The organism is Amycolatopsis sp. NPDC003861, from assembly GCF_053605405.1.
The window spans coordinates 1-24458 of sequence record NZ_JBSGJD010000008.1 but is presented as its reverse complement, the minus strand read 5'-3'; the positions used below and the strand labels follow the sequence as shown (position 1 = coordinate 24458).

Sequence of the window (24458 nt, the reverse complement as noted above, 5' to 3'; positions counted from 1 at the left end):
TCAGCCCTTTCCGGTCAGCGCGACGGCGGTCGCCGTCTCGTGGTCGCGGTAGGACTTCGCGGCTTTCCCGGCCGCCGACGCGAGCCCGTCGGCGTGCGCGCCGACGCCCTTGACCTGGCGCTGCAGCGCCAGGCCGAACCCGGCCAGCGCGTCGGCGAACCCCGACTCCTCGCCGATCTTCCCGAAGCTGTCGCGGGCGATCTCGCGGACGTCGCGCAGCTGCCCGGTCGCGGTGCCCAGCGCGTCGGCGACGTGCCGGGTCCGGTGCACGTAGGAGTGCAGCACCGCGTCGTCCACCCGCAGCGGGCCGCCACCCGGGTGCGCGCCACCGCCGGCTGTCCCGTGGTGCTTCGTGACGTCCCGGGCGGCCTCGCGCGCGGCCGTCAGATGGTGCCGGTACGCGCCGTTCGTGTACGTCGACCAGGGCGTGAAGTCGTGGCCGTCGCCCGAAATGCGGTTCGCGACCCGCGCGTTGGTGTCCGGGTCGAACAGCTGGTCGTCGGACTTCAGGTGGTACTGCCGGCGCCGTTCGGGCCCGAGTGCGCCCAGCATGTTGATCTGCCAGAGGCCGTAGGAGTCGTCCGGCGGGGTGGCGTTGTGCGCGGTCGTCCGGCCGCCGGACTCGGCCAGCGCGACCGCGACCGCGGTGGTCAGGCCCTGACCGCGGAACCCGGCCGCGTAGGCGTGCCGGGCGATCTGCTCGGCGCTCAGCTTCGTCATGGGTCCGACCTTGCCCGCCCGGGCGGCCGGTCCGGTAGGCGTGCTGCACGCAGGGACAACCCCGGTGCACGCCCGGCTCACCCGGCCTTCAGCGCAAGGACGGCAATCCGGCGGCCAAGGCGGCGAGGGCGCGCTTCAGCGTCGGGGCGAGCGGCCGGCACGCCACGGCCAGTTCCGGGTTCTGGGCGTAGACCTCGAGCAGCGTCGGCGGCGGGTTCGCGGCCGGGTAGAGCATCCCGGCCAAGCCGCTGGCCGCCGCCACCAGCTCGAACCCTTCGCCCTCGGTCAGGTCTGGACTCGCCTCGGCGACCGCCGTGCCGAGTTCGGCGACGGCGGCGAGCACCCCTCGCTTGAAGTCGCGGGCGGCCGGGACCGAGACGTTGTGCTCCAGCGACGTCGCGGTGTGGCCCAGCAGGTCGCAGAACAGCGTCCGTTCGGCGAGCGTCTCGGCCAGCACGTCGACGACGTCTTCCCCGGCCGCGAGCCGGCGGGCGGCTTCGGCCACCCAGTCGCGCCAGCACGCGGACGCCAGCTCGAGGTAGATCTCCTCGCGGGTGCCGAAGTAGCGGGTGACGTTGGACTTGGCGAGCCCCACGGCCGTGGCCACGCTGCCCAGGGTCACGTTGCGCACGCCGGATTCCAGGGCCAGCTCACGGGCCGCCTCGAGGATGGCCGCGCGCCGCTGCTCCTTCTGCTCCGGCCGCCTGGCCCGCATGAACATCGACTGAGACATTTCTCAGCCATCATACGGTCCACTTAACAGAACGACGTCCTCTTGTTAGGAGAACGTCGTTCTGTTAAATTGGCGGCGCCGTCACGAGCGAAGGGGATTCACGTGGTCGAGGTGCGGTTGCGGGTCAACGGGGTCGAGGAGCTGCTCGATCTCCCACCACAGGTCAGCCTGCTCGACGCGCTGCGCGAGCGGCTGGGGCTGACCGGCACGAAGAAGGGCTGCGACCAGGGTGCCTGCGGGGCGTGCACGGTGCTCGCCGACGGCGAGCGGATCAACTCCTGCCTCGCGCTCGCCGTGCAGTACACCGGCCGCGAAATCACCACCATCGAAGGCGTCGACGACCCGCTGCAACGAGCCTTCGTCCGCCACGACGGCTTCCAGTGCGGGTACTGCACCTCCGGCCAGATCTGCTCGGCCATCGGAATGCTGGCCGAGCACGCGCAGGGCGCGCCGAGCGCCGTCACCGAGCACCTCGCCGGCCCCGCCGAACTGACCGGCGCGGAGATCCGGGAGCGCATGAGCGGCAACCTGTGCCGCTGCGGCGCCTACAACGGGATCGTCGACGCCATCCGGGAGGTCGCGGGATGAGGTCGTTCACCTACCTGAGCGCCCCCGACGTCGAGACGGCGGTCCGCGCGATCGCCACCGAGCCGAACGCGAAGTTCCTCGGCGGCGGGACGAACCTCGTCGACCTGATGCGGGAGGACATCGAGCAGCCCGACGTGGTCGTCGACATCACCCGGTTGCCGCTGACCGGGATCGAGGACCTGCCCGGCGGCGGCCTGCGGATCGGCGCGCTCGTCCGCAACAGCGGGCTGGCGGCCCACGCGAGCGTCCGGACCCGCTACCCGGTGCTCGCCCAGGCCGTCCTCAACGGGGCTTCGGCGCAATTGCGGAACATGGCGACCGTGGGCGGCAACCTCCTGCAGCGCACCCGGTGCCTGTACTTCTACGACGGCGCGGCCGCGTGCAACAAGCGCGCACCGGGCAGCGGCTGCGCGGCGATCGGCGGGTTCGCCCGCAACGCCGGAATCCTCGGGGTCAGCGACCACTGCATCGCCACCCACCCCTCCGACATGGCCGTCGCGCTGGCCGCGCTCGACGCGGTGGTCGAGGTGGAGAGCACGCGTGGCGTCCGCCGCATCCCGCTGGCCGAGCTGCACCTCCTGCCCGGCAGCACACCGCAGGTCGAGACCGCGCTGGCCGCGGACGAGCTGATCACCGCCGTCGAGCTGCCGGCCCTCCCGGTGGCCGCGAACTCCCGGTACCGCAAGGTGCGCGACCGCGCGTCCTACGCCTTCGCGCTCGTCTCCGTCGCGGCGGCGATGGAGAGCGAAGACGGCGTCGTGACCGACGTCCGGCTGGCCCTGGGCGGCGTCTCCGCGAAACCGTGGCGAGCCCACGAGGCCGAGCGGATCCTGCTCGGCGCACCGGCGACCGAAGAGTCCTTCCGCCGGGCGGCCGCGGCCGAGCTCGCGCCCGCGGCGGCCCGGCCGGACAACACCTTCAAGATCGAGCTGGCGCAGCGCACGATCGTCGCGACGCTGCGCCGCCTGCGCACCGACGGGAGTGCGGCATGACCACCACCCTGCCCGCGACGGAGATCGCCGGCCCGGTCGTCGGCCGTCCGATCGACCGGGTCGACGGCACGGCCAAGACCACCGGCGCCGCGCGCTTTTCGGCCGAATACCCCCTCCCCGACCTGGCGCACGCGGCGCTGGTGCACTCGACGATCAGCCGCGGCCGGATCACCGCGATCGGGACCGAGGCCGCGGCCGCCGTCCCCGGCGTCGTCGCCGTGCTCACCCACCTGAACGCTCCCCCGCTGAAACCGGCCCCGAAGGTCAGCCCGCTCGACCTCAGCACCCTGGCCTCCGGCACCTCGGTCGACTACCTCAACACCGACGAGGTGCACTGGGACGGCCAGCCGGTGGCGGTCGTCGTCGCCGACACCCTCGACGCCGCTCGCGAAGCCGCCGGGCTGGTCACCGTGACCTACGAAACCCGTCCATCCACTGTGGACTTCGCTGCCGAGGAGAAGAACGCCAAACCCCAGAAGAGCAACCTGATCATGTCCGGCGCGGCGAAGAAAGGGGATGCCGAGGCCGCACTCGCCGCGGCACCGGTGTCGCTCGACCTGCGGTTCACCACGCCAACGCACCACCACAACGCGATCGAGCCGCACGCGACCACCGCCGCCTGGGACGGCGACCGGCTGACCGTCCACGACGGCACGCAGAGCATCGACTGGGTCCGCACGCACCTGGCCCTGCGGTTCGGTGTCCCGGCCGCGAACGTGCGGGTGATCGCCCCGTTCGTCGGCGGCGGCTTCGGCGGCAAGGGCATGGTCTGGCCCGGCACGATCATCGCCGCACTGGCGGCCCGCGCGACCCGGCGGCCGGTCCGGTTGATGCTCACCCGGGAAGGCGTCTACCGCACGGTCGGCGGCCGCACCCCGTCCACGCAGCGGGTGGCGCTCGGCGCCGGCACCGACGGCAGGCTGACCGCGCTCATCCACACCAGCGTGACGCGCACGGGGCGGGTCGGCGGCGGGCCCGAGCAGGTGACGTCGCAGTCGAAGCACCTCTACGCCGCCGAGAACATCCTGGTGCAGCAGAACCTGGTCGAACTGGACCTGATCCCGAACACCTCGATGCGCGCGCCCGGCGAGTCGATCGGGACCTACGCCCTGGAGGCGGCGATCGACGAGCTCGCCTACCGGGTCGGCGTCGACCCGATCGAGCTGCGCATGCGCAACGAACCGGCGGTCAACCCCATCGACGGCAAGAAGTTCGCGCACCGGATGCTGCGCGAGGCCTACGCGCAGGGCGCCGAGCGGTTCGGCTGGGCCGACCGGACGCCGGAACCGGGCTCGATGCGCGACGGGCGATGGCTGGTCGGCATGGGCGTCGCGTCGGCGTACCACCCGTCCTGGCAGTTCACCGCCGGCGTCACGGTCCGGCTTTCGGTCGACGGCACCGTCCTGGTGCGGTGCGGCTTCCAGGAGATGGGCATGGGCGGCGCGACGGCGCAGGCGCAGATCGCCGCCGACGCACTCGGCGTGCCGTTCGAAGCGGTCCGCGTCGAGTACGGCGATTCCACGCTGCCGGTGAGCCCCGGAGCCGGCGGGTCCATGCAGACGGCGAGCATCGCCAACAGTCTCCTGGCCGCGTGCGAGAAGCTGAAGCGGGAACTGGGAGCACTGGCGAAACGCTCGGGTTCGGCCGGGAAGAGCCCGGCGGCGATCCTGGCCGAGGCCGGCGTGCCGTCGGTCGAGGCGGCCATCGGCTCGGACACCCGGTTCGGCCGGATGGCCGGCCAGCTGAAGTTCATGGCGAAGTTCGTGCGCGACCAGCGGCGCTGGATGAAGGCCGCCTGCGGCGCCCAGTTCTGCGAGGTGCGCGTCGATCCGGACACCGGCGAGGTGCGGGTGTCGCGGTGGGTCGGGGTGTTCGACGTCGGCCGGGTGATCAACGCGAAGACCGCGTCCAGCCAGCTGCGGGGCGGGATCGTGATGGGCATCGGCATGGCACTGGCCGAGGAGACCCTGGTCGACCCGCGCACGGGCCGGATCATGAACCCGAGCCTCGCCGAGTACCACGTCCCGGTGCACGCCGACATCCCGCCGATCGACGTCGGCTACCTCGACGACCCGGACCCGACGATGCCGCTCGGCGTGGGCGAGGTGGGCATCACCGGCGTCGCCGGGGCCATCGCGAACGCGGTCCACCACGCCACCGGCAAGCGGATCCGCGACCTCCCCATCACCCTCGACAAATTGCTGTGACGCACCCTCAGGGGCCCGGTGGTGCCGCCGCCCGCACGAGGTAGATCGGAATGGCGATGCCGATCAGCAGGGAAACCGCGCTGCCGAACAGGATCGGCGTCTCCCAGGTGTCCAGCAGCGTGGCCGCGGAGGTGGGGTCGACGGTGGAGGTGACGACGGCGACCCCCAGGCCGGAGCCGAGGTAGCGCGCGGTGTTGTTCGTGCCGCTGCCCATGCTTGCGTGGTGTGCCGGGACGGTGGCCACCGCTTGCCCGCCCAGGGCGGCGTTGAGCAGTCCGGTGCCGAGTCCGGCGATGGCGAAGCCGGGAAGCAGGCGGACCACCGTGTCGCCGTCGTGCAAGGGCCCGAGGGTGGCCAGACCGGCGCCGGTGACGACCAAGCCGATCGCCAATTGCACGTCCGCGCTGATCCACCGGCGCAGGTGCCGGGCGAGCACGGCGACGACGACGCTGACACCGGACCACACCAGGATGGGGACGGCGCCGGCCAATGCGGAGCCGTGCATGCCCTGGTCGACGAGGATGGGGGTGCAGGAGGCGACCGCGATGATGCCGAGTCCGGTGGCGAACGCGACCACGGTGACGATGACGAACCGCGGGTTGGCGAACAGCCGGATGTCGACCAGCGGTGCCGCGGTCCGCCTCTCGTGGATCGCGAACACGGCCAGCACGAGCAGACCGGCGACCAGCAGGGCCGGCACGGCGGGCCGGGTCCAGCCGCCCCGGCCGAGGGTCAGCCCGGCCAGCAGCAGGCTCGGCCCCAGGACCAAGCAGGCCACGGCGAGGTAGTCGATCCGGCCGTGGGCGGCCGAGGAGGGCGGCGGGTTCGCGGGCAGAACACGCGCGAAGGCGATCAGCGCCAGGCTGAGCACCGCCACGAGCACGTACGGGACGCGCCAGCCGGTCACGGGCCCGAGGAGGGCGGTGAGCAACGGCCCGATCAGGATCCCGCAGCCCAGGCTTGCGCCCCAGATGCCGGTCGCGCGGGTGCGGCGGTGTCCGGCGTGCGGGGTGACCTGGGCGATCAACCCCAGGCTGGTCGCGATCAGGGCGGCCGCGCCCAGCCCCTGGCCGACCCGCGCCACGGTGAACAGGATCGGACTCGGCCACGAGGCGCCCAGGAACAGGAACAACGCCTGGACGGCGGCGCCGGTCACGAACACGGTGCGGCGGCCCGACCGGTCCGCGAGCGCGCCGCTGACCAGCAACCCGGCGCCCAGCCCGACGCTGGCCGCGGCGAGCACCCAGGTCCGCTCGGTGACGTTCGCGCCCAGCGTGCTCGCCAGCTCGACCAGGGTGCTCATCGGCATGGTGAACATGACCATGGCCAGCGCCGTGGCGAGGCAGGTGAGGGCCAACGTCGGGCCTTCCGGCACCGGTCGTCGCCCGGCCGCCTGCGCCCCGGGTGACGACCGGTTCACGACGGCCTCCCGCGGCCCGCCGGCGCGGTCACCAGTTGATCTCGTAGGGGAAGAAGACCTGGTCTTCCGGTGAGCTCTTGCGGGCGGCGAGGACCTTGGTCGCCGACGGGCCGGCCGCGACGCGCAGCGGTGGGTTCTCCCGCTCGATCGTGTCGGCCACGACCGTGGCGACTTCCTCCGGGGTCACGACCTCGCCCCGGATCTCGCCCAGCTGATCGAACAGCGGACCGTACGGGTCGTCGTCGGTGCGGTAGACCTTGGCCTTCGCGCCGCCGTTGGTGGCCACCACGCCCGGCTGGATCACGCTGACCTTCACGCCGAAGTGGCCGGTTTCGATGGCCAGCGCCTCGGCCATGGCCTCCATCGCCCACTTGCTCATGCCGTACGGGCCGATGATCGGTAGCACCATCCGGCCCTGGATGCTGGACATGAACACCAGGTGGCCGGAGCCCCGTTCGCGCATGCCGGGCAGAGCGGCCTGGACGACGCGCAGCGCGCCGAGCGTGTTGAGGTCGAACAGCCGGGCGACTTCGGACACCGGGACGGTCTCCAGCGGGGCGCGCATGGTCTCGCCGGCGTTGTTGACCACGACGTCGATCGGGCCCGCGGCCTTGACCGCGGCGTCGACACTGGCCGGGTCGGTGACGTCGAGAGCGAGCCGCGCGGCGATGGGCAGGTCGGCCAGGCTGTCCGGATTGCGCGCGGTGCCGACCACGCGGTGGCCACGGCTCGTCAGCTCCAGTGCCATGGCGCGGCCGATCCCCTGTGAGGCGCCGGTGATGAGGATGGACGACATGTCGGGATCTCCCGGTTCGCTGAGTGATCTGCGGCAGAGGCGGTGAGATCGCGCCGGTGCCGTCTCGGCGACACTATCATCTATCTATGTCGACCGACATAATTCGCCGTCAGCTGTGGTCGGCGACCAGACTGCGCGCGCGGGCGGCCAGGACGTCTCGGATCGCATCGAACGGCTCGGTGCTGCGCAACGCGCGCGAGGTCACCATCGCACCCTGGACACCCGCGATGGTCGCGTGCGCCAGCTCGTGGGCGCCGGGGTTGTCCACTCCGAGCACGACGCACTGGAGTGTCAGCGTCTCGACCATGAGAAAGAAGGCGCGCCGACTGGCGGCACCCAGTTCTTCGGACGCTTCTCCCACCTCGAGCACCAGCGGGGCGATGGCGCAACCCCGCCCATAACCGCTGGTCAGCATGCCTTCACGGGCCAGGTCGACGTAGGCCCGGACCAGCCCTTCGACCGTGACGGCTTCCCTGGCGAGCTGGTTGATCAGATCGACCTGCTCCCGGGTGTGCACCTCGGCCGCCTCGGCGGCCATCTGCACTTTGCCCTGGGGGAAGTGGTAGTAGAGCGACCCGCGCGGGGAGGCACTGCGCTCGACCACGTCGGACAGTGCCATGGAGTGGTAGCCGTGTTCGCGGATGAGCTGGCGGGCGGCCCCGACCATGCGCTGTTTGGTGTCCGAACGTCGAGCCATGACTCAAAGCTTACCGCTTGCTATGTATGATGGAAGACATAGAGAGCACCGGCCATCACGCCGGGCCGGTGCGGTGTTCGTGCTGCACGAGGTGTTCGACCTCGGCTACGACGAGATCGCCGAAGCCGTCGGCAAGACCCCGGCCGCGGTCCGCCAGCTCGCCTATTGGGCGCGGGCCCACGTCTCCGCGCGCCGGCCACGTGGCACCGCCTCCCCCCGCGGAGATCCGCGCCGCGCTCCAGGCCTTCCAGCGAGCGGTCGAAACCGGCGTGGTGGCGGTACGGTTCGAGAACGGCTACGTCACCGCCGCCTACCACGTGCGCAATCCCGAGAAGCTGTCGCATGTGGAGCGAGAGACCGCCCTCAGCCGCTGACGCCGTGTATCGCTTGCGTCGACGTCCTGTGCCGAGGGTGCCTCACCGAGCCGCCCGTTCACGCAGGATCGCCGCGGCCCGTACCGACCATTCGTGGTGTTCCTGCTCGAACCGGCGACCGCGCAAGCACGTCAGGTAGGGCCCGATCGGAGATCCGCGCTGCAGGTAGGTCTCCTCGTCGAGGTCGCCGCGCAACCGCCGCAGGATCTTGTCGAGGAGCTCCACCTTGGCCGCGGCCGCCGCGGCTCGTCGGTCCAATTGCGCGATCACCGGTGCCGGGTCGACGTGGTCGACGGCTTGGACCTTGACCAGCAGGTCGTCGCGGATGAACGACGGCTTGCTCGTGGCGGCGGCGAAGTCCGCCAGCTCGGCGAGGCCGGCGTCGGTGACCATGAACAGCCGCTTGGTGGGACGCGTCCGCTGCACCACCTCGCGGCCGCTGATCAAGCCGTCGTTCTCGAGCTTGGACAGCTCCAGGTACAGCTGCTGCGGCCGGGCGTACCAGAAGTTGGCCACGCCCACGTCGAACGCCTTGGCCAGCTCGTAGCCGCTGTACTCGCCGGACAGCAAGGCCGCGAGCACAGCATGCCGCAGGCTCACCGGCGCATCTCCTCGTCGTCGACATGGGGGCACGCCCATCATAGCCAAGGTTATGATTAGTCAACTTTATGACTAGGAGGATGCCGTGACAGGCAGCGGCAAGTACCGGCGCTACGTCGCCTTGGGTGACAGCCAGACGGAAGGCGTCGGTGACGGTGACGACGTCGCAGGCCTTCGTGGCTGGGCCGACCGGCTCGCCGAACGCCTCACCGTCGACAACCCCGATCTCCAGTACGCCAACCTCGCCGTCCGCGGGCGCCGCGCCGACGAGGTCCGGGCCGGGCAACTGGAGCCGGCTCTGGCGCTGCGTCCCGACCTGGCCACCGTGGTCGCCGGGGTCAACGACCTGCTTCGGCTCCGCGTCGAGGTTTCCACGGTGGCCGATCACCTGGAAGCGATGTTCGCCGCGCTCACCGGCTCCGGAGCCCGCGTGGCGACCCTGACCTTCCCCGACATCACCAGGATCATCCCCCTCGCCCGGCCGGTTCGCTCCCGCATCCTCGACCTCAACGACCGGATCTGCGTCGCCGCCGCCCGGCACGGAGTCGCCGTCGCGGAGATCGCCCGGCACCCCTCCGTCGCCGACCGCCGGTTCTGGAGCGAGGACCGGTTGCACTGCAGCCCCCTGGGGCACCAGCTGATCGCCGACGCGGTCGCGCACGCCCTGCAGGTGCCGGGCAGCAACGATTCCTGGAGCGAACCGGCACCACCGTTGCCCACCCCGCCGTCGACGCACACGCGCGCCGCCGCCGAACTGCGATGGGCAGCCACCTTTCTCGGCCCCTGGCTCGGCAGGCGCTTGCGCGGCCAGTCTTCCGGGGACCAGCGCACGGCCAAACACCCTCGACTGCACCGCTTGGAGGGATCCAGCCCGCCACCAGGCCGAGCAGCGCAGTAACCACGGCGCCCAGGCAGGGCCGGTAGAACTCGCCCGGCTCCGGGGCAGCGTGGGCGCGGTTGTCCGAGCCGGGACGGCGAGCATTGTCGGCGGAGATCGTATCGCTTATCGTATACGACGCTGCATCCTCCCGACGCTGCGAGGTGACCCGTGTCTGCCCCGACGACCCTCATCGCCCGTGACTTCACCGAATTCCGCGCCGCCGTCTCCCAGTCCTTCGTGCCGCTGCACGTGACCGCGGGTGGTGACGGCTTTCGCGGCCGGATCCGCTCGTCGGCGGCCGACGACGTGCAGGTTTCCGAGGTGACCGCCTCGCCCCACGTCGTGGAGCGCACGCCGGAACTCATTGCGCGCGGCGAGCGGCGCTACTACAAGCTGAGCCTGATCCTGGCCGGCACCGGGCTGCTGGTGCAGGACGACCGGCAGGCCGTGCTGCGCCCCGGCGACGTCGCCCTCTACGACACGCACCGGCCGTACTCGCTGGTGTTCGAAGAGGACTTCCGGACCCTCGTCGTGATGTTCCCGCAGCGGCTGATCGACCTGCCCACCGAGCTCGTCGGGCGGCTGACCGCCGTCCGGATGTCGGGCAAGGAGGGCGTCGGCAACGTCGTCGTGCCGTTCCTCGCCCAGCTCGGCGGCAACCTCGAGCAGCTGGCGGGCCCCGCGGGCGCGCGGCTGGCGCACAGCGCCGTCGACCTGCTGTCCACGCTGGTCGCCACCGAGCTCGACCTCGCGCGCGCGAACGCCGACCCGCACCACGAGCTGATGCGCCGCATCCGCGCCCACATCGACGCGAACCTGCAGTCGACCGACCTCACGCCGGCGCGGATAGCCGCCGAGCACTTCATCTCGACCCGCCACCTGCACGGGCTGTTCCAGGAGCAGGGCACCACGGTGTCCGGCTGGATCCGCACCCGGCGGCTGGAGCACTGCCGCCGCGACCTGCTGGACCCGGTGCACGCCGGCCGCCCGGTCGCGGCCATCGCCGCCCGCTGGGGGTTCGTCGACGCCGCGCACTTCAGCCGGGTGTTCAAGAGCGCGTTCGGCCGGGCGCCGAGCGAGGTGCGCCGGGAGTTGACCGTCAGCGTCCGGTAGTTGCCTGCCAGCGCGTGACCGCTCGCCCGGATCCCGGGGCCGCCCGACGATGAGGCCATGCCCGAAGCCCCCTCCGACGACTGGCGCACCTACGACGAGTTCGCGGCCGGCATCGCCACCTACCGGCTGCCGAACGCCGACCTCACCGGCCGGGACGTCACGATCACCCTCGACGACGGCGAAACCCTCGCGCTGACCTTCAAGGACGCCGGGCACGTCGTGTGCAACGGCGTCGAAGACCCCTACGACGCCATCGCCGTGCGCGACGACGTCTTCTTCGTGAACCTGCCGCTCACGAGCGTCGACGGCGAAGCGCTGACCGTCGTCTACTCGACGGCCACCCACCGGGCCCTCGCCGTCCGCTCGGTGATCGGCGCCGAGGACGTCGAGGGCGTTCCCCGCGTTTCGCAGACCTTCCGGGCGGGTGTCACTGACGGCGGCGCACCCTCCGGGGCCGTGCCCGGGCCGTCGCGCGACCTGATCGGCAAGCGGAACCTCTACCGCTACAGCCCCGACCACCTGTACGAGCACGTCTACGTCTCTTCGCAGCGCTACGCCTGGCAGTGCCTGGAAGGCGTGCAGCGCGGCCACGGCGACATGGACCTCTCGACGGTGTGGAAGTTCGCCGACGGGCTGTACCTGTTCTGCTTCCGCGAGTTCCGGATCGCCGTGGCGAGCGTCTGGCTGCACGACCTCGGCCACGCCCTGCGCACCACCGGAGTGTTCCTCGGCCTGACCGGCGACGGGGAGTCCGAGCACTCCCGCGCCGGCGGGCACATCTACCCGCTGGGCGCGGTGGCCTACCCCGACGCCCAGCCCGTCTGAAGGAGCCACTCGTGTCCAATGTGGACGTCATCCGCGCGCACTACGCCGCCAGCGACGCCGGCGACCTGCCCGGCATGCTCGCCCCGCTCGGCCCCGCGACGACGTGGACGGAGGCGGCCGGGTTCCCCTACGCCGGCACGTACACCGGCCCGGACGAGGTGCGCGAGCACGTGTTCGAGGCCATCGGCCGGGACTGGGACGGCTACCGCTTCACCCTCGGCGACCTGCTCGACGCCGGGGACGCGGTGATCGGCGTCGGCACCTACACCGGCACCCACCGCCGGACCGGCCGGTCTTTCACCGCCCGCGTCGCGCACCTGTGGCGCTTCGCGGGCGGCGAGGTCGTGTCCTTCGAGCAGATCGTCGACTCCGCGCCCGTCGTGGCCGCCCTCCGGGAGCAGCAATGAGAAAAACCTTCTCCGTACTCGCGATCGCCGTCCTGCTGGCGGCCGCGGGCTGCGCCGGTTCCGACGCCGGCGCGAACGGCCCGATCGTGGTCGGTTCGGTCAACGCGCTGTCCGGCGCGGCCACCTTCCCGGAGGCGTCCCAGGCCGCGAAAGCCGTGTTCGACGCGGCCAACGCGGCCGGCGGGGTCAACGGCCGCAAGATCGAGTACAAGGCGATCGACGACAAGGGCGACCCGGCGGCCGCCGCGGCGGCCGCCCGCGAGGTGGTCGGCGGCGACCAGGCCGTCGCGCTCGTCGGGTCGTCGAGCCTGATCGAGTGCGAGATCAACGAGAAGTACTACGAGCAGCAGAAGATCCTGTCGATGCCGGGCATCGGCGTCGACCCGGCGTGCTTCTCCAGCCCGAACATCGCGCCGGTCAACGTCGGCCCGTTCCACGACATGACGCTCACCCTCCTCTACGGCTCGGAAGTGCTGAAGCAGGACGACATCTGCGCGTTGCTGGAGATCGCCGGCAACACGCTGCCGGCCTACCGGGCGGCCATCGACGAGTGGACGAAGATCACCGGCAAGAAGCTGAAGTACGTCGACTCGACCGTGCCCTACGGCGGATCGGACTACACGCCCTACATCGTCAAGGCGCGGGCGGCGGGTTGCAAGGCGATCACCGTCAACCCGGTGGAACCGGACTCGATCGGCCAGCTCAAGGCCGCGCAGGCGCAGGGCTGGACCGACGTCACCTGGCTGCTGCTGACCAGCGTCTACAGCGAGAACTACGCCAAGGCGATCTCGAACGCGGGCGCCGGCGTGTACGTCCCGGCGGAGTTCTACCCGTTCACCGACGCGGCTGCCCCGGCCAACAAGGACTGGCGAGAACTGATGGCGAAGAACCGGATCCCGCTGACGTCGTTCAGCCAGGGCGGCTACCTGGCGGCGAAGTACTTCCTCGCCGTGCTGCGCGGGATGAAGGGCGACATCACGCGCGAGACGGTGTCGAAGGCGCTGCGCGAGATGAAGCCGATCAGCGACCCGATGGTCGGCACGCCGTACGTGTTCGGGCCCGCGCAGGCGCACCACGACAACACCGCGGGCTGGCCGATCAAGCTCGCCACCGGTGCCGGCAAGTGGGAACTCGTGGCGCAGGACTGGCTCCGGATCCCGAAACAGTAGGGGGACGTCGATGCTGCAGGGCGCTCTGGCCGGTCTCGCCGCCGGCGGGCTCTACGCGGTGCTCGCGGTGTGCCTGACCCTGATGTCGCGGCTGGTGCGGGTGGTCAACTTCGCCCAGTCCGCGACCGGGATGTTCGGCTGCTACGTCGCCGTCTTCCTCGCCGTCCACCTCGGCGTCCCGTCGTGGCTGGCCACCCTGGCGGGCATCCTGCTCGGCGGCGCGTTGAGCGCGGTACTCGGCTGGATCGTCTCCACCTGGCTGGCCGAGGCCGACACCGGCACGCGCTCGGCGACGACCGTCGCGGTGCTCCTGCTGCTGATTTCGCTGGCGTTCATCCTGTTCGGGAACAAGCCGCAGCCGTTCCATCCGCTGCTGGCCGGCCCGGCGTTCACGATCGGCGGTGTGGTGGTCAGCCAGGTCACGGTGCTCACGGTCGCGCTGGCGATCCTGGTCGCCCTGGGCTGCCGGGCGGTGCTGGCCCGGACGGCGCTGGGGGTGCGTCTGCGGGCCCTGTCGGAGCGCTCGACGACGGCGGAGCTGCTGGGCATCCCGGCCCGGCCGCTGTCGGTCGGGGTGTGGACGGCGACCGGGGTGATCGCGACCCTGGCGGTGTCGATCGTGGCGCCGTCGCAGTCGAACGACCCGACCTCGCTGGCGATGCTGGTGGTCCCGGCCGCGGCGGCGGCCCTGCTGGGCGGCTTCCGGCGGCTGGACCTGGCGGTGCTCGGCGGCCTGGTGCTGGGCATGGCCCAGGGCGCGGTCGCCCAGAGCGACCGGCTGTCGGTGCTGCGGTACTTCCTCCCGTTCCTGGTGATCGTGGCCCTGCTGCTGTGGACGCAGCGCAAGGAGGTGTGGGATGCGGCTCGCTGAGAAGCTCGTGCCGTTCGCCGTCGCCGCGGCGGCGGTCGCCGTCGGCTACGCGCTCAGCGTCGGGCTCGCCGGGTACTTCGTCTACCTCGGGGTCGGTGCCGTCGTCGCGGCCATCGCGCTGCTCGGGCTGGGAGTCGTCACCGGGACCGCCGGGATGATCTCGCTGTGCCAGCTGACCTTCGCCGCCGTCGGCGCCTTCGTCGTCTCCGCCTGCAACGTGGCCGGTGTGCCCGGCGGGTTCGGCACCTGGCTGCTGCTCGGCGGCCTCGCCGCCGCCGTGGCCGGGGTGCTCGTCGGGCTGCCCGCGTTGCGGCTGCGGGGCATCACCCTCGCCGTCGTCACCCTCGGGCTCGCCGCGGCCGCCGATCTCACGCTCGTGCAGATCCAGTTCCCCGGCGCCACCGAAGGTCTCTCCGTCGAGCGGCCCGAAGCGTTCTCCGACGACCGCTCCTACTTCCTGTTCGCCGTGCTGGTGCTCGTCGCCTGCGGGCTGATCGTGCACTTCCTGCGGCGCGGGCGGTGGGGCAGCAGCTGGCACCTCGTCGCCTTCTCCGAGCGCGGGACCGCGGCGGTCGGCGCGGGCGTGCGGACGTCGAAGCTCACCGCCTTCGCGGTCAGCGCCGCCCTCGGCGGGATCAGCGGAGGCCTGCTCACCGGGCAGGTCGGCCTGGCCTTCCCGGCCAGTTTCACCGCCATCCAGTCCCTCGCGCTGTACGTCCTGGCCATCATGTCCGGCGCGCACCTGATCGACATGGCCGTGTTCGGCGCGCTGCTCTGGGTCGCCGTGCCCGAGCTGCTCAAGCGCTGGGGCGTGCCGCAGGACTGGGGTTTCGTCGTCTTCGGCGTGCTCGGCGTCCAGGCCCTCACCGGCCGCGGCAACCTCGGCACCGCCGTGCGGGCCCTCTGGTACCGCCGCCGCTCCGGCCGGACCGCCGGGGTCGGGCTCACCGAAGGCGTCCCCGACGTCGAGCCACTGCCACCCGGCGACCCGGTGCTCGAGGTCCGCGGGCTGAGCGTCTCCTTCGGACACGTCACCGCGCTGTCCGCTGTGGACATCACGGTGCCGGAACACGGGATTCTCGGCGTGATCGGCCCGAACGGCGCCGGCAAGTCCACTTTGGTCGACGCGATCAGCGGCTTCCTGCCCCGGGCCACCGGCACCGCCACCCTCGGCGGCCGGCCGCTCACCGGCTCGCCCTCCCGGCGGGCCCGCAGCGGGCTGCGGCGGACGTTCCAGCAGGACCGCGTCCCGCCCGGCCTCACCGTCGGCGCCTACGTCCGGTTCGTCGCCCGGCGGCGGCTCACCGGCCGCGAGGTCGACGACGCCCTGGCGTTCTTCGGCTGCCCGGCGGCGCGGACGCCGCTGTCGCGGGTCGACGCGGGTGCGCGGCGGCTCGTCGAGGTCGTCGGGCACCTGCTCGCCCGCCCGCGGGTGCTGCTGCTCGACGAGCCGGCGGCCGGCCTGCCGCACGAGGAGCACGTGGCGTTCGGGCGGCGGCTGCGGCAGGTGCCCGCGCGGTTCGGGGTGTCGGTGCTGCTCATCGAGCACGACCTCGACCTCGTCCGGTCGGTCTGCGACACGCTCACCGTGCTCGACTTCGGCCGGGTGCTGGCGAGCGGGCCGCAGGCGGACGTCCTGGCCGATCCGGCCGTGCTGAAGGCGTACATGGGCGAAACGGAGCTGCTGTGAACGCGTTGCGAGTCCACGGGCTGACGGTGAAGCGCGGGGCCGGCCCGGTCATCCGCGACGTCGACCTGGTCCTCGAACCGGGCCGGATCACGGCGCTGGTCGGGCCCAACGGCGCCGGGAAGACGAGCCTGCTGGAGGCGGTGTCGGGCGTGGTGCCACCGTCGGCGGGCAGTGTCCACCTCGGCGGGGTGAACGTGACCCGGCATTCCCGGGTGGCGCGGGCCCGGCTCGGGCTGGCCCACATCGAACAGGGCCGCGCGGTGTTCCCCGGCCTGACGGTGCTGGAGAACCTCCGCCTGACCGCTCGCACGCCCGCGGCCGTCGACGAGGTCCTCGAGCTGTTCCCCGAGCTGGAGAAGCGGCGCGACTCCCCCGCGGCCCTGCTGTCCGGCGGCGAGCAGCAGATGGTCGTGCTGGCGCGGGCGTTCGCCGCGCGCCCGGCCTACCTGCTCATCGACGAGATGTCGCTGGGCCTGGCCCCGGTGGTCTTCACCCGCCTGCTGCCGGTCGTGACGCGGTTCGCGGCCGAGGGCGCGGCGATCCTGCTGGTGGAGCAGTTCACCCACCTGGCCCTCGGCGTCGCGCAGGAGGCGGTGGTGGTCTCGTCGGGCCGCGTCACCCACACCGGCGACGCCCGGACCCTCCTCGACTCCCCCGCCACCCTGCACTCCGCCTACCTCGGGTCCTGACTCACATCCCGGCGCGCTCGAAGGCCAGGGTCGGCAGGTCCACGGCGTGGGCGCCGCCGTCGGCGACGATCACCGCACCGGTGATGTACGACGACTCCGCCGAGCCCAGGAACCGGACGATCGCCGCGATCTCCCCGGGCTCGGCGGGGCGGCGCAGCGGGACCTCGGCCGTCACGCGGCGGTAGCCCTCGTCGTGGCCGCCGGTGAAGCCCGCCGCCGCGGCGAACTGGGCCATCTCGCCGTCCGCCATCGGGGTGCGGACCCAGCCCGGGCACACCGCGTTCGCCCGCACCCCGCGCGGCCCGAAGTCGCGGGCGATCGAGCGGGTCAGGCCGATCAGCGCGTGCTTCGCCACCGTGTAGCCGGCGACGTTCGGCCCGGCGAACAGCCCGGCCAGCGACGACACCACGACCACCTGCCCGCCCGTCTCGACCAGCGACGGCAGCGCGGCCCGGCAGAACACGAACGCGCTGGAGAGGTTCGAGCGCAGGGCCAGTTCCCACTCGTCATCGCCGGTGTCGACCACCGACGACAGGCCGTGGCCGCCGGCGTTGGCGACCACGACGTCCAGCCACCCGTACTTGCCGAGGATCTCGGCGACGGCGCTTTCGGCGTCCTCGCGCACGCTCGCGTCGCCGGTGATGACGTGCGCGCCGGTTTCCGCGGCCACCTTCTCGAGGGGCTCGCGACGCCGTCCCAGCACGACCACGCGCGCGCCTTCGCCCGCGTACCGGCGGGCCACCGCCGCGCCGATGCCGGTGCCACCGCCGGTGATCGCGACGACCTTGCCTGATGAGTCCACTGTGGATCCTTTCCTAAGCGGGGAACGCGGAACGCGCCGACATCCCGAAGTCGGCCAGCAGGGCCTGGCCGTTGACCGGCCGCGAAGCCGGGGACGCGAGGAACAGCACCTGCCGGGCGACGTCTTCGGCCGCCTGCACCGGGAACACCGGGTCGTCCAGGACGGTGCCGAGGTCGGCGCGCGCCATCGGCGTGTCCACCACCGACGGGCAGACGCAGTTGACCCGGATGCCCGGCACCTCGACGGCCAGCGCGCGGGTCATCGCGACCACCGCGCCCTTGGACGCGCAGTAGGGCACCATGCCCGGCGCCGCCGTGAACGCCGAGTCGCTGCCGAGCAGGACCACCGCGCCGCCGTCGGCCAGCCACGGCAGCGCGTGCTTGACCAGCAGGAACTGCCCGGTGACGTTCACCGCGAGCACCCGGGCGACGTCGGCAGCCGTGGTCGCGGACACCGGCGTGCCGACCGGGCCGGAGATCCCGGCGCAGCCGACCACGGCGTCCAGGCCGCCGAAGCCCCGGGCCACGGCGTCGACCGCGGCGGCCAGCGCGGGTTCGTCGGTGACGTCCGCCTCGACGACGCCCGGACCGGCCCGGCGGTCGACGACGCCGACGCGCGCACCCTCGGCGCGGAACGCCTGGACGCAGGCCAGGCCGATGCCGGACGCGCCGCCGGTCACCAGCACCGCCTTCCCGGCGAGTTCGGTTCGCATCCGCCCATCCTCACCGCTTGCGGCCGCCGGGCGGTTGGCCGCGAGCGCAGCGTTGTTGTCCGGCGCCGCAAGGTCGATGGCGCGCGCGGCGACCGGAGCCGAGACTCGTCAGGGTGAGCACGCCGCACCCCCTCGACCCGCTGACCGCCGCCGAGGCCACCCCCTGAGGACACGATGACGCTCTCCGACACCTCCACCTGGCTGCCGCTCGACGGCCTCGCCCCCGGCTTCGACGCCAACAAGGCGCCGGCCGTCGACGACCTGCACGGCCGCTCCTTCGTGCTGCGCGACGACCACGGACCGATCTTCACCTGGCGCGGCACCGGCGATACGTTCCTCGTCGACGACGACCTCTACTACGTCCAGCACCACCCGTCGCCGGACGCACGCGAGGCCGTGTCGCTCTTCCTGGACCTGCGCGACGGGCGAGCCCTCGTCGTCACCACCACGATCGGCGACCGCGGTACCCCGCGCGTCACCCAGCGGTTCCGGCCCGCAACCATCGACGGCCAGGAAACCCGCGGCGAGCCGATGGCCCCGAGCACCGCGCTGATCGGCCGCCGGGTCCTGTGGGTGTACAGCCCCGAACACGCCTACGAACACGTGTACCTCAGCCCGCACTGGTACACGTGGCAGTGCCTGGCCGGGCCCGAGCGCGGGCTGGCCGACACCGACGAGAACACCGTCTACCAGCTACGTCCCGGCATCCACGTGTTCGCCTGGCGGGAGAAGGTCATCCCGTGCGCGTCGGTGACCGTCGCGGACCACCGCAACGCCCGCGCCTTGCGCTCGCACGGCGTCCTGTTCGGACTCGACGCCACCGGCGACCGGCCGACGCACTTCACCTTCGGTGCGCACGGGCAGCTGCTGAGCGCCACCGTCCACCCCGCCGAGTTCGACCCCGCGGAGCGCTGACGATGGCCGCCGACCTGGTGCTCACGAACGCGGTGGTGTACACAGTGGACACCGCGCGGCCCTGGGCGTCCTCGCTGGCCGTCACCGGCGGCAAGGTCGTCGACGACGTCGCCGGCCCGGACACCGAGGTGCTCGACCTCGGCGGCGCGTTCGTCATGCCGGGGCTCGTCGACGTGCACAACCACCACGCGATGGCCGGACGGGCGGAGCTGTTCGAACTCACCTTCGGCGCGGACGCCGGGGTCGAGGACATCCTGGCCGCCGTCCGCGCGCGGGCCGCGGCACTGGGACCGGACGAATGGCTCACCGGGGGCGCCTGGGCGTCCACTCTGGTTGCGGAGCTGTCGGTTCCGGCGGCCCGGCGGGCCCTGGACGAGGCCGCGGGCGGGCGCCCGGTGTCGCTGTCGGACGACAGCCGGCACAACCGCTGGGTGAGCAGCCGGGCCCTGGAGCTGGCCGGGATCACCGCGACGACGCCGGACCCGCCCGGCGGGGTCGTCGTCCGCGACGGCGGCGAGCCCAGCGGGCTGCTGCTGGAGGCCGCCGGGGTGCTGGTCGAGCGCGTGATCGCCGGGCTGACCCCGGAGCAGCACCGGCGGGCGTCCCGGCGGGCGATCGAGGTGCTGCACGGCTTCGGCGTCACCGCGTTCCAGGACGCCGGGGTCTCGACCGACATCCTGGGCGCGCTCCGTTCGCTGGACTCCGCCGGCGAGCTCGACGCCTGGGTGGTGTCGTCGTTGCTGGTCAACGACCCGATCTTCGGCTTCGACCCGGTCGGGGCGCCCCTGCTGGAGCTCGCCGGCGAGTACCGCACCGAGCACCACCGGCCGGACTTCGTGAAGATCTTCCTCGACGGCGTGCCGCCGACCCGCACGGCGGCGTTCCTGGAGCCGTACCTGCCCGACGACACCCACGGCAGCTGCTTCCACGGCGCCACGACGATGCCCCCGGCCGAACTGACCGAGTGGCTCCTCACGGCGGCCGCCGCGGGCTTCTCGGCGAAGGTCCACTGCACGGGCGACGCGTCGGTGCGGCAGTTCCTGGACGCGGTCGAGGAGGTGCGCGCGGCCGGGTATGCCGGCACCCGGTTCCAGGTGGCGCACGGGCAGTTCGTGCACCCGGACGACCTGCCGCGGTTCGCCGCGCTGGGCGTGGCGGCTGACATCTCGCCGTTCCTGTGGGTGCCGGGGGTCATCCCGGCGGCGATCGCGGAGGTGCTGCCGGCCGCCCGGGCGGCGCGGATGCAGCCGAACCGGACGTTGCTGGACACCGGTGCCCTGGTGGCGGGCGGCTCGGACTGGCCGGTGAGCGAGTCGCCGAACGCCTGGGAAGGCATCGCGGGCCTGGTGACGCGTGCGGACCCGCACGGACGGCGGCCGGGGGCGCTCTGGCCGGAGCAGGCGATCACCCTGGCCGAGGCGATCGAGGTGTTCACCCTGGGCGGCGCGCGGGCGTGCGGCCTGGACGACGTGACGGGCGCGCTGACACCGGGGCGGTCGGCGGACTTCGTGGTCCTGGACCGCAACCCCTTCCGGACGGCGGAGGTGGCGGAGACGCAGGCCGTGGAGACGTGGTTCGCGGGGCGGCGCGTGTTCCGGCGCTGACCCCGGAGCTGTCCTCGCGCACACTTTCTCCTACACTGGTAGAGAAACCAGTGCGGGAGGTGCCGGGTGCCCAAGATCATCGACCACGACCAGCGGCGCAGCGACATCGTCGACGTCACCTGGGACCTGATCGTGCAGGGCGGGATCGAAGCCGCCACCATGCGCGAAATCGCCGCCTCGGCCGGGTTCGCCAACGGGGCCCTCAAGCTGTACTTCCCCAGCAAGGAAGACATCATCGCGGCCACCTACGAGCGGGCCCTCGACATGATGCGCCAATACGTCGAGCTCGACGGCCTGCGGGGGCTCACCGCGCTGCGCGAGATCTGCGTTTCGTCCATGCCGATCGACGAAGAGCGGATCACCGCCGGGCGGGTGCTGCTCATCTTCTGGCAGATGTCGCTGGGCAACCGGCGGATGCACGACAAGTACCTCGAGCACGTCCGGGAGTGGCGCGGGCTGCTGCACCGCTTCCTCGCCGAGGGCCGCGAAGACGGCGACATCGTCACCGAGACCCCCGACGAGCAGATCGTCGACGAGATCGTCCTGCTCAACGCCGGCGCCAACGTGATGAGCCTGGTGGCGGGTGAGTTCTCCACGATCGACCTCCAGCACCGGCACCTGGAGTCGCTCCTGGACCGCCTCACCCGCCCCTGACCTCAGGCGAAGATCCCCCGCAGGTACGCGGCCACCTCGGCGTGCGACCGGGCGGACGCGGGCAAGCCGGTGTACAGCCCGTAGAAACCGTGGATCTGCCCGGCGTACCGGTGCAGGTCCACCGCCACCCCGGCCTCCACCAGCCGGCGGGCGAACGCCTCCCCCTCGTCCCGCAGGACGTCGTACTCCGCCGTCAGCACCAGCGCCGGCGGCAGGCCGCTCAGATCGGACGCCCGCGACGGCAGCGCGTACGGGTCGCCCAGCGAAGGCGGGGCGTACTGGGCAAAGAAGAACCGCATCGCGTCGGCCGTCATGCCGTAGCCCGTCGCGAAGTCCACATAGGACGCGTAGCCGTCGTCGGGGTGGCCGAAGACCGGGCAGATCAGCACTTGCGCCGCGATCGGCGGCCCACCACGGTCGCGGGCCATCAGGGAGACCACAGTGGACAGGTTGCCGCCGGCGCTCTCGCCGCCGACCGCGAGCCGGGACGGCGAAACCGCCGGGCCCGCGCCGCCCGCCGCCAGCCATTCGACCACCGCGTAACAGTCCGCAGGCGCCGCCGGGTACGGGTCCTCCGGGGCGAGGCGGTACTCGACGGCCGCGACCGCGACCGACGCCGCCGCGCACACCGCGCGGGAGGCGACCTCGTTCTCGTCGATCGAGCCGATCGTCCAGCCGCCGCCGTGGATCCACACGAACACCGGCACCGGGCCGGGCACGTCCGGCAGGTACAGCCGGACGCGCAGGTCGCCACCCGGGCCGGGCACGGACACCTCGGTCACCGAAGCCACCGGCGCCACCGGGCCGGGCTCCGGCCGCGACGCCGCGAACGCCGCCCGCAGCTCCGCGGCCGTCATCGGGCGGGCGGGCCCATCGGGGGTGCGGGCCAGCAGCTCCCGCACCGCGGGGTCGAGACCCATGGTCACACCGCCTCCGCGACGAGCACCCGCGGCGAACCCGGCAGCGCGAGCCGGTCCACCGGGCGCCACCCGGCCCCGGTCAGCCAGCCCCGGACGTCCCGCTCGGGGTACACGACCGTGCCGTCGATGACCAGGTACTCCCCCGCGTGCAGCGCGTCCAGCGCCCGCGGCGAATCGTCCTCGTCCAGGAAGAAGTCCAGCAGCAGCAGCCGGGCACCCGGCGCCGCCGCGGCCCGCGCGTGCCGCAGGATGGCCCGGTTCTCGTCGACGGAGAACCGGTGGACCACGTGGTTGACCATGACGAGGTCGAACTCGCCCTCGGGTTCGGCGTCCGGGGTCGCCGCGCCGGCGACGGTCGTCCGGCCGGCGAACTCCGCGACGGCCGCGGTGACCGAGTCCACCGACCGCGGGTCGTAGACGAACGTGGCCCGCAGGACGTCGTTGGCGTGAAGGGCCTGGAGCGCGAACTCGGCGGAAAGACCGCCCAGGTCGAGGAGGTTCTTGTACCCACCGAAGTCGAAGTTCCGCGTCAGCATCCGCGCGTGTAGGGCGTTATACACCATGACACCGCCGAGGAATGTCGTCCAGCGGTCGCCGCCGAGGTCGAGCTCGCCGGGTTCGCCGGTGTCGGTGGTGTGCGCGAACTGCAGCCAGTGCGGGTAGCTGATCGTCTCGAGGAAGGTCAGGAACGGCGCGAGGTCCAGACCTCCTCCGCCGAGGTACTCGGTGGTGTCGGGGGTGAGCGCGTAGCGACCGTCCACGCGGGACAGCAGGCCGCGCGCGGCGAGGGTGTCGCCGAGGATCCGGACGATCTTCTCCGGCTTGCCGGTGCGCTCGGCCAGCTCGGCCGGGCCGAGCGGGCCGGCCGCCAGCGCCGGGAACAGGCCGATCCGGTTGGCGGCGAAGAGCTGCTGGGCGGCCATGTAGCCGATGGCGGTGTCCACGATCCGGTCGGGCGCGGCGGGGGTGGGCGTCACGTCGTCCTCCTTGTGTTCGACCCGGACACTCTACATGCGTAGATAAAAGAGTCCAGGGACGAATTTCCCCCGTGCAGCAACAAAAAGCCGTGATGTTTCAACTTCCTACACTCGTAGAATAAAACCATTGACACGGCCCCCGGCCAGTGTCAACATGCGTAGAACTACCCCTGCCGGTGCCCGGCAGTCCGGCCCGCCCGCTCGCGGCGGGCGCGAGGAAGGGGAATCCATGACGCTGCTCGAAATCCGGGAGCTCACCGTCGACGTCGTCACCGACGACATCGAACGTGAACTCGTGCGGGAGCTCTCCCTCGACCTCGGGCAAGGGCGGACGCTCTGCGTGGTCGGCGAGTCCGGCAGCGGCAAGACCGTGACCGCCCTGTCGATCATCCGCCTGCTCGAATTCGTCGCCCCCGTGCGCACCCGCGGCGAGATCGCCTTCGACGGCGTGGACCTGGCGAAGCTGCCCGCCGACGCGATGCGTGCCTACCGCGGGCCGCGGATCGGCATGATCTTCCAGGAGGCCCTCGATTCGCTGAACCCGAGCCGCCGCGTCGGTCACCAGCTGGCCGAGGCCTACCGCGAGCCGGGATCGCCGCCCGGGCGGGCGGCCCGCCGCGGGAGCCCGCTGCGCCACCGCGCCGAGGCCAAGGCGAGGCGGCTGCTGACCGAGGTCGGCCTCACCGACACCGACCGGATCCTGCGGCTGTACCCGCACCAGATGTCCGGCGGCATGCAGCAGCGCGTGATGATCGCGCTGGCCCTGATGGCCGACCCGGACCTGCTCATCGCCGACGAGCCGACCACCGCGCTCGACGTCACCACACAGGCGGAGATCCTCACGCTGTTCGACCGCGTGCGCCGCGACCACGGCACCGCCTGCGTGTTCATCACCCACGACATGGGCGTCGCCGCGCAGGTCGCCGACCGGATCGCGGTGATGTACCGCGGGCGCCTGGTCGAAGTGGGGTCACGCGACGAGGTCCTGACGCGGCCGAAGCACCCGTACACCCGGGCGCTGCTCGGCTGCGTGCCGCAGCTCGGCGTCGACCGCCGCGCCGGGTTCCCGGTCATCTCTCCCACGATGACCCTCGAAACGCCGG

At 72.3% G+C, this 24458-nt stretch carries 25 protein-coding genes and 1 pseudogene; 16 read left to right on the top strand and 10 right to left on the bottom strand.

The genetic code is table 11. From position 1 onward, the window contains the following. Both ACWEVN_RS04010 and ACWEVN_RS04005 read right to left on the bottom strand, forming a co-directional pair. Complete coding sequence (locus tag ACWEVN_RS04010; protein WP_452050169.1) at nucleotides 1–720, bottom strand: transglycosylase SLT domain-containing protein; 720 nt, start codon at nucleotides 718–720, stop codon at nucleotides 1–3. A gap of 88 nt (nucleotides 721–808) precedes the next feature. Further along, the gene (locus ACWEVN_RS04005; protein ID WP_452050168.1) at nucleotides 809–1453 is read right to left on the bottom strand and encodes a TetR family transcriptional regulator; all 645 of its coding nucleotides are present in this window, start codon (nucleotides 1451–1453) and stop codon (nucleotides 809–811) included. A 102-nt stretch (nucleotides 1454–1555) separates the two neighbouring features. Here ACWEVN_RS04005 and ACWEVN_RS04000 point away from each other — a divergent pair, with 102 nt between their 5' ends. The 3 genes from ACWEVN_RS04000 to ACWEVN_RS03990 are packed head-to-tail and all read left to right on the top strand — an operon-like array spanning nucleotide 1556 to nucleotide 5240. After that, nucleotides 1556–2041, top strand: coding sequence for a 2Fe-2S iron-sulfur cluster-binding protein (locus ACWEVN_RS04000; RefSeq protein WP_452050167.1), 486 nt, complete (start codon nucleotides 1556–1558; stop codon nucleotides 2039–2041). Beyond that, entirely contained in the window at nucleotides 2038–3033 is a 996-nt protein-coding gene (locus ACWEVN_RS03995) for an FAD binding domain-containing protein (RefSeq protein WP_452050166.1), read from the top strand. The genes ACWEVN_RS04000 and ACWEVN_RS03995 overlap by 4 nt, the downstream gene beginning before the upstream one ends. After that, nucleotides 3030–5240, top strand: a complete 2211-nt coding sequence (locus ACWEVN_RS03990) for a xanthine dehydrogenase family protein molybdopterin-binding subunit (protein WP_452050165.1) — start codon at nucleotides 3030–3032, stop codon at nucleotides 5238–5240. Before ACWEVN_RS03995 ends, ACWEVN_RS03990 begins: the two co-directional genes overlap by 4 nt. Before the next feature lie 7 nt (nucleotides 5241–5247). On the opposite strand, the gene ACWEVN_RS03985 is transcribed toward ACWEVN_RS03990, so the two are convergent. From ACWEVN_RS03985 to ACWEVN_RS03975, 3 genes are all read right to left on the bottom strand, one after another. Next, nucleotides 5248–6660, bottom strand: coding sequence for an MFS transporter (locus tag ACWEVN_RS03985; protein WP_452050164.1), 1413 nt, complete (start codon nucleotides 6658–6660; stop codon nucleotides 5248–5250). Nucleotides 6661–6688: 28 nt separating this feature from the next. After that, nucleotides 6689–7456, bottom strand: coding sequence for an SDR family NAD(P)-dependent oxidoreductase (locus tag ACWEVN_RS03980; protein WP_452050163.1), 768 nt, complete (start codon nucleotides 7454–7456; stop codon nucleotides 6689–6691). Between the two features lie 109 nt (nucleotides 7457–7565). Continuing rightward, complete coding sequence (locus tag ACWEVN_RS03975) at nucleotides 7566–8153, bottom strand: TetR/AcrR family transcriptional regulator (protein ID WP_452050162.1); 588 nt, start codon at nucleotides 8151–8153, stop codon at nucleotides 7566–7568. A 70-nt stretch (nucleotides 8154–8223) separates the two neighbouring features. Here ACWEVN_RS03975 and ACWEVN_RS03970 point away from each other — a divergent pair. Then, a pseudogene (locus ACWEVN_RS03970) lies at nucleotides 8224–8527 on the top strand (sigma factor-like helix-turn-helix DNA-binding protein); the annotation flags it as partial. 42 nt (nucleotides 8528–8569) lie between these two features. Here the strand turns inward: ACWEVN_RS03970 and ACWEVN_RS03965 are convergent. Beyond that, nucleotides 8570–9127, bottom strand: coding sequence for a PadR family transcriptional regulator (locus tag ACWEVN_RS03965; protein ID WP_452050161.1), 558 nt, complete (start codon nucleotides 9125–9127; stop codon nucleotides 8570–8572). A gap of 85 nt (nucleotides 9128–9212) precedes the next feature. Here ACWEVN_RS03965 and ACWEVN_RS03960 point away from each other — a divergent pair, with 85 nt between their 5' ends. The 8 genes from ACWEVN_RS03960 to ACWEVN_RS03925 all read left to right on the top strand — a co-directional run bounded on the left by ACWEVN_RS03960 (nucleotide 9213) and on the right by ACWEVN_RS03925 (nucleotide 16771). After that, a complete protein-coding gene (locus ACWEVN_RS03960) occupies nucleotides 9213–10025 on the top strand; it encodes an SGNH/GDSL hydrolase family protein (RefSeq protein WP_452050160.1) in 813 nt (270 codons plus the stop codon). A gap of 150 nt (nucleotides 10026–10175) precedes the next feature. Further along, a complete protein-coding gene (locus ACWEVN_RS03955) occupies nucleotides 10176–11120 on the top strand; it encodes an AraC-like ligand-binding domain-containing protein (RefSeq protein WP_452050159.1) in 945 nt (314 codons plus the stop codon). Between the two features lie 57 nt (nucleotides 11121–11177). Then, nucleotides 11178–11945, top strand: a complete 768-nt coding sequence (locus ACWEVN_RS03950; protein ID WP_452050158.1) for a MoaF C-terminal domain-containing protein — start codon at nucleotides 11178–11180, stop codon at nucleotides 11943–11945. An 11-nt stretch (nucleotides 11946–11956) separates the two neighbouring features. Then, nucleotides 11957–12352, top strand: a complete 396-nt coding sequence (locus ACWEVN_RS03945; protein ID WP_452050157.1) for a nuclear transport factor 2 family protein — start codon at nucleotides 11957–11959, stop codon at nucleotides 12350–12352. Continuing rightward, a complete protein-coding gene (locus tag ACWEVN_RS03940; RefSeq protein ID WP_452050156.1) occupies nucleotides 12349–13521 on the top strand; it encodes an ABC transporter substrate-binding protein in 1173 nt (390 codons plus the stop codon). Before ACWEVN_RS03945 ends, ACWEVN_RS03940 begins: the two co-directional genes overlap by 4 nt. A 10-nt stretch (nucleotides 13522–13531) precedes the next feature. Beyond that, nucleotides 13532–14392, top strand: coding sequence for a branched-chain amino acid ABC transporter permease (locus tag ACWEVN_RS03935; protein WP_452050155.1), 861 nt, complete (start codon nucleotides 13532–13534; stop codon nucleotides 14390–14392). Next, nucleotides 14379–16082 (top strand): branched-chain amino acid ABC transporter ATP-binding protein/permease, encoded by a 1704-nt coding sequence (locus tag ACWEVN_RS03930; RefSeq protein WP_452050154.1) that lies wholly within the window; start codon nucleotides 14379–14381, stop codon nucleotides 16080–16082. Before ACWEVN_RS03935 ends, ACWEVN_RS03930 begins: the two co-directional genes overlap by 14 nt. Beyond that, entirely contained in the window at nucleotides 16079–16771 is a 693-nt protein-coding gene (locus tag ACWEVN_RS03925; RefSeq protein ID WP_452050153.1) for an ABC transporter ATP-binding protein, read from the top strand. The genes ACWEVN_RS03930 and ACWEVN_RS03925 overlap by 4 nt, the downstream gene beginning before the upstream one ends. Nucleotide 16772: 1 nt before the next feature. On the opposite strand, the gene ACWEVN_RS03920 is transcribed toward ACWEVN_RS03925, so the two are convergent. Then, a complete protein-coding gene (locus ACWEVN_RS03920) occupies nucleotides 16773–17573 on the bottom strand; it encodes an SDR family NAD(P)-dependent oxidoreductase (RefSeq protein WP_452050152.1) in 801 nt (266 codons plus the stop codon). Nucleotides 17574–17586: 13 nt separating this feature from the next. Continuing rightward, entirely contained in the window at nucleotides 17587–18285 is a 699-nt protein-coding gene (locus tag ACWEVN_RS03915) for an SDR family NAD(P)-dependent oxidoreductase (RefSeq protein WP_452050151.1), read from the bottom strand. A gap of 174 nt (nucleotides 18286–18459) precedes the next feature. On the opposite strand from ACWEVN_RS03915, the gene ACWEVN_RS03910 reads away from it, so the two are divergent. From ACWEVN_RS03910 to ACWEVN_RS03900, 3 genes are all read left to right on the top strand, one after another. Continuing rightward, nucleotides 18460–19200, top strand: a complete 741-nt coding sequence (locus ACWEVN_RS03910) for a MoaF C-terminal domain-containing protein (RefSeq protein WP_452050150.1) — start codon at nucleotides 18460–18462, stop codon at nucleotides 19198–19200. Nucleotides 19201–19202: 2 nt separating this feature from the next. Then, a complete protein-coding gene (locus tag ACWEVN_RS03905; RefSeq protein WP_452050149.1) occupies nucleotides 19203–20804 on the top strand; it encodes an amidohydrolase in 1602 nt (533 codons plus the stop codon). Nucleotides 20805–20870: 66 nt separating this feature from the next. Next, nucleotides 20871–21458, top strand: coding sequence for a TetR/AcrR family transcriptional regulator (locus ACWEVN_RS03900; RefSeq protein ID WP_452050148.1), 588 nt, complete (start codon nucleotides 20871–20873; stop codon nucleotides 21456–21458). 2 nt (nucleotides 21459–21460) lie between these two features. Here the strand turns inward: ACWEVN_RS03900 and ACWEVN_RS03895 are convergent, their stop codons facing one another. Together ACWEVN_RS03895 and ACWEVN_RS03890 are read right to left on the bottom strand one after the other, a co-directional pair. Further along, on the bottom strand, nucleotides 21461–22384 hold the full coding sequence (locus ACWEVN_RS03895; protein WP_452050147.1) for an alpha/beta hydrolase: 924 nt from the start codon (nucleotides 22382–22384) through the stop codon (nucleotides 21461–21463). Then, the gene (locus tag ACWEVN_RS03890; RefSeq protein ID WP_452050146.1) at nucleotides 22381–23355 is read right to left on the bottom strand and encodes a methyltransferase family protein; all 975 of its coding nucleotides are present in this window, start codon (nucleotides 23353–23355) and stop codon (nucleotides 22381–22383) included. Before ACWEVN_RS03890 ends, ACWEVN_RS03895 begins: the two co-directional genes overlap by 4 nt. Before the next feature lie 229 nt (nucleotides 23356–23584). Here ACWEVN_RS03890 and ACWEVN_RS03885 point away from each other — a divergent pair. Further along, nucleotides 23585–24458: ABC transporter ATP-binding protein (locus ACWEVN_RS03885; protein WP_452050145.1), on the top strand; the 874-nt coding region annotated here is incomplete at its 3' end.

Excerpts from the sequence above, each read along its gene's own strand:
- ACWEVN_RS04010 (WP_452050169.1), bottom strand. The coding sequence starts at position 720 with ATGACGAAGCTGAGCGCCGAGCAGATCGCCCGGCACGCCTACGCGGCC.
- ACWEVN_RS04005 (WP_452050168.1), bottom strand. The coding sequence starts at position 1,453 with ATGTCTCAGTCGATGTTCATGCGGGCCAGGCGGCCGGAGCAGAAGGAG.
- ACWEVN_RS03995 (WP_452050166.1), top strand. The coding sequence starts at position 2,038 with ATGAGGTCGTTCACCTACCTGAGCGCCCCCGACGTCGAGACGGCGGTC.
- ACWEVN_RS03990 (WP_452050165.1), top strand. The coding sequence starts at position 3,030 with ATGACCACCACCCTGCCCGCGACGGAGATCGCCGGCCCGGTCGTCGGC.
- ACWEVN_RS03980 (WP_452050163.1), bottom strand. The coding sequence starts at position 7,456 with ATGTCGTCCATCCTCATCACCGGCGCCTCACAGGGGATCGGCCGCGCC.
- ACWEVN_RS03975 (WP_452050162.1), bottom strand. The coding sequence starts at position 8,153 with ATGGCTCGACGTTCGGACACCAAACAGCGCATGGTCGGGGCCGCCCGC.
- ACWEVN_RS03950 (WP_452050158.1), top strand. The coding sequence starts at position 11,178 with ATGCCCGAAGCCCCCTCCGACGACTGGCGCACCTACGACGAGTTCGCG.
- ACWEVN_RS03940 (WP_452050156.1), top strand. The coding sequence starts at position 12,349 with ATGAGAAAAACCTTCTCCGTACTCGCGATCGCCGTCCTGCTGGCGGCC.
- ACWEVN_RS03935 (WP_452050155.1), top strand. The coding sequence starts at position 13,532 with ATGCTGCAGGGCGCTCTGGCCGGTCTCGCCGCCGGCGGGCTCTACGCG.
- ACWEVN_RS03930 (WP_452050154.1), top strand. The coding sequence starts at position 14,379 with ATGCGGCTCGCTGAGAAGCTCGTGCCGTTCGCCGTCGCCGCGGCGGCG.
- ACWEVN_RS03915 (WP_452050151.1), bottom strand. The coding sequence starts at position 18,285 with ATGCGAACCGAACTCGCCGGGAAGGCGGTGCTGGTGACCGGCGGCGCG.
- ACWEVN_RS03910 (WP_452050150.1), top strand. The coding sequence starts at position 18,460 with ATGACGCTCTCCGACACCTCCACCTGGCTGCCGCTCGACGGCCTCGCC.
- ACWEVN_RS03905 (WP_452050149.1), top strand. The coding sequence starts at position 19,203 with ATGGCCGCCGACCTGGTGCTCACGAACGCGGTGGTGTACACAGTGGAC.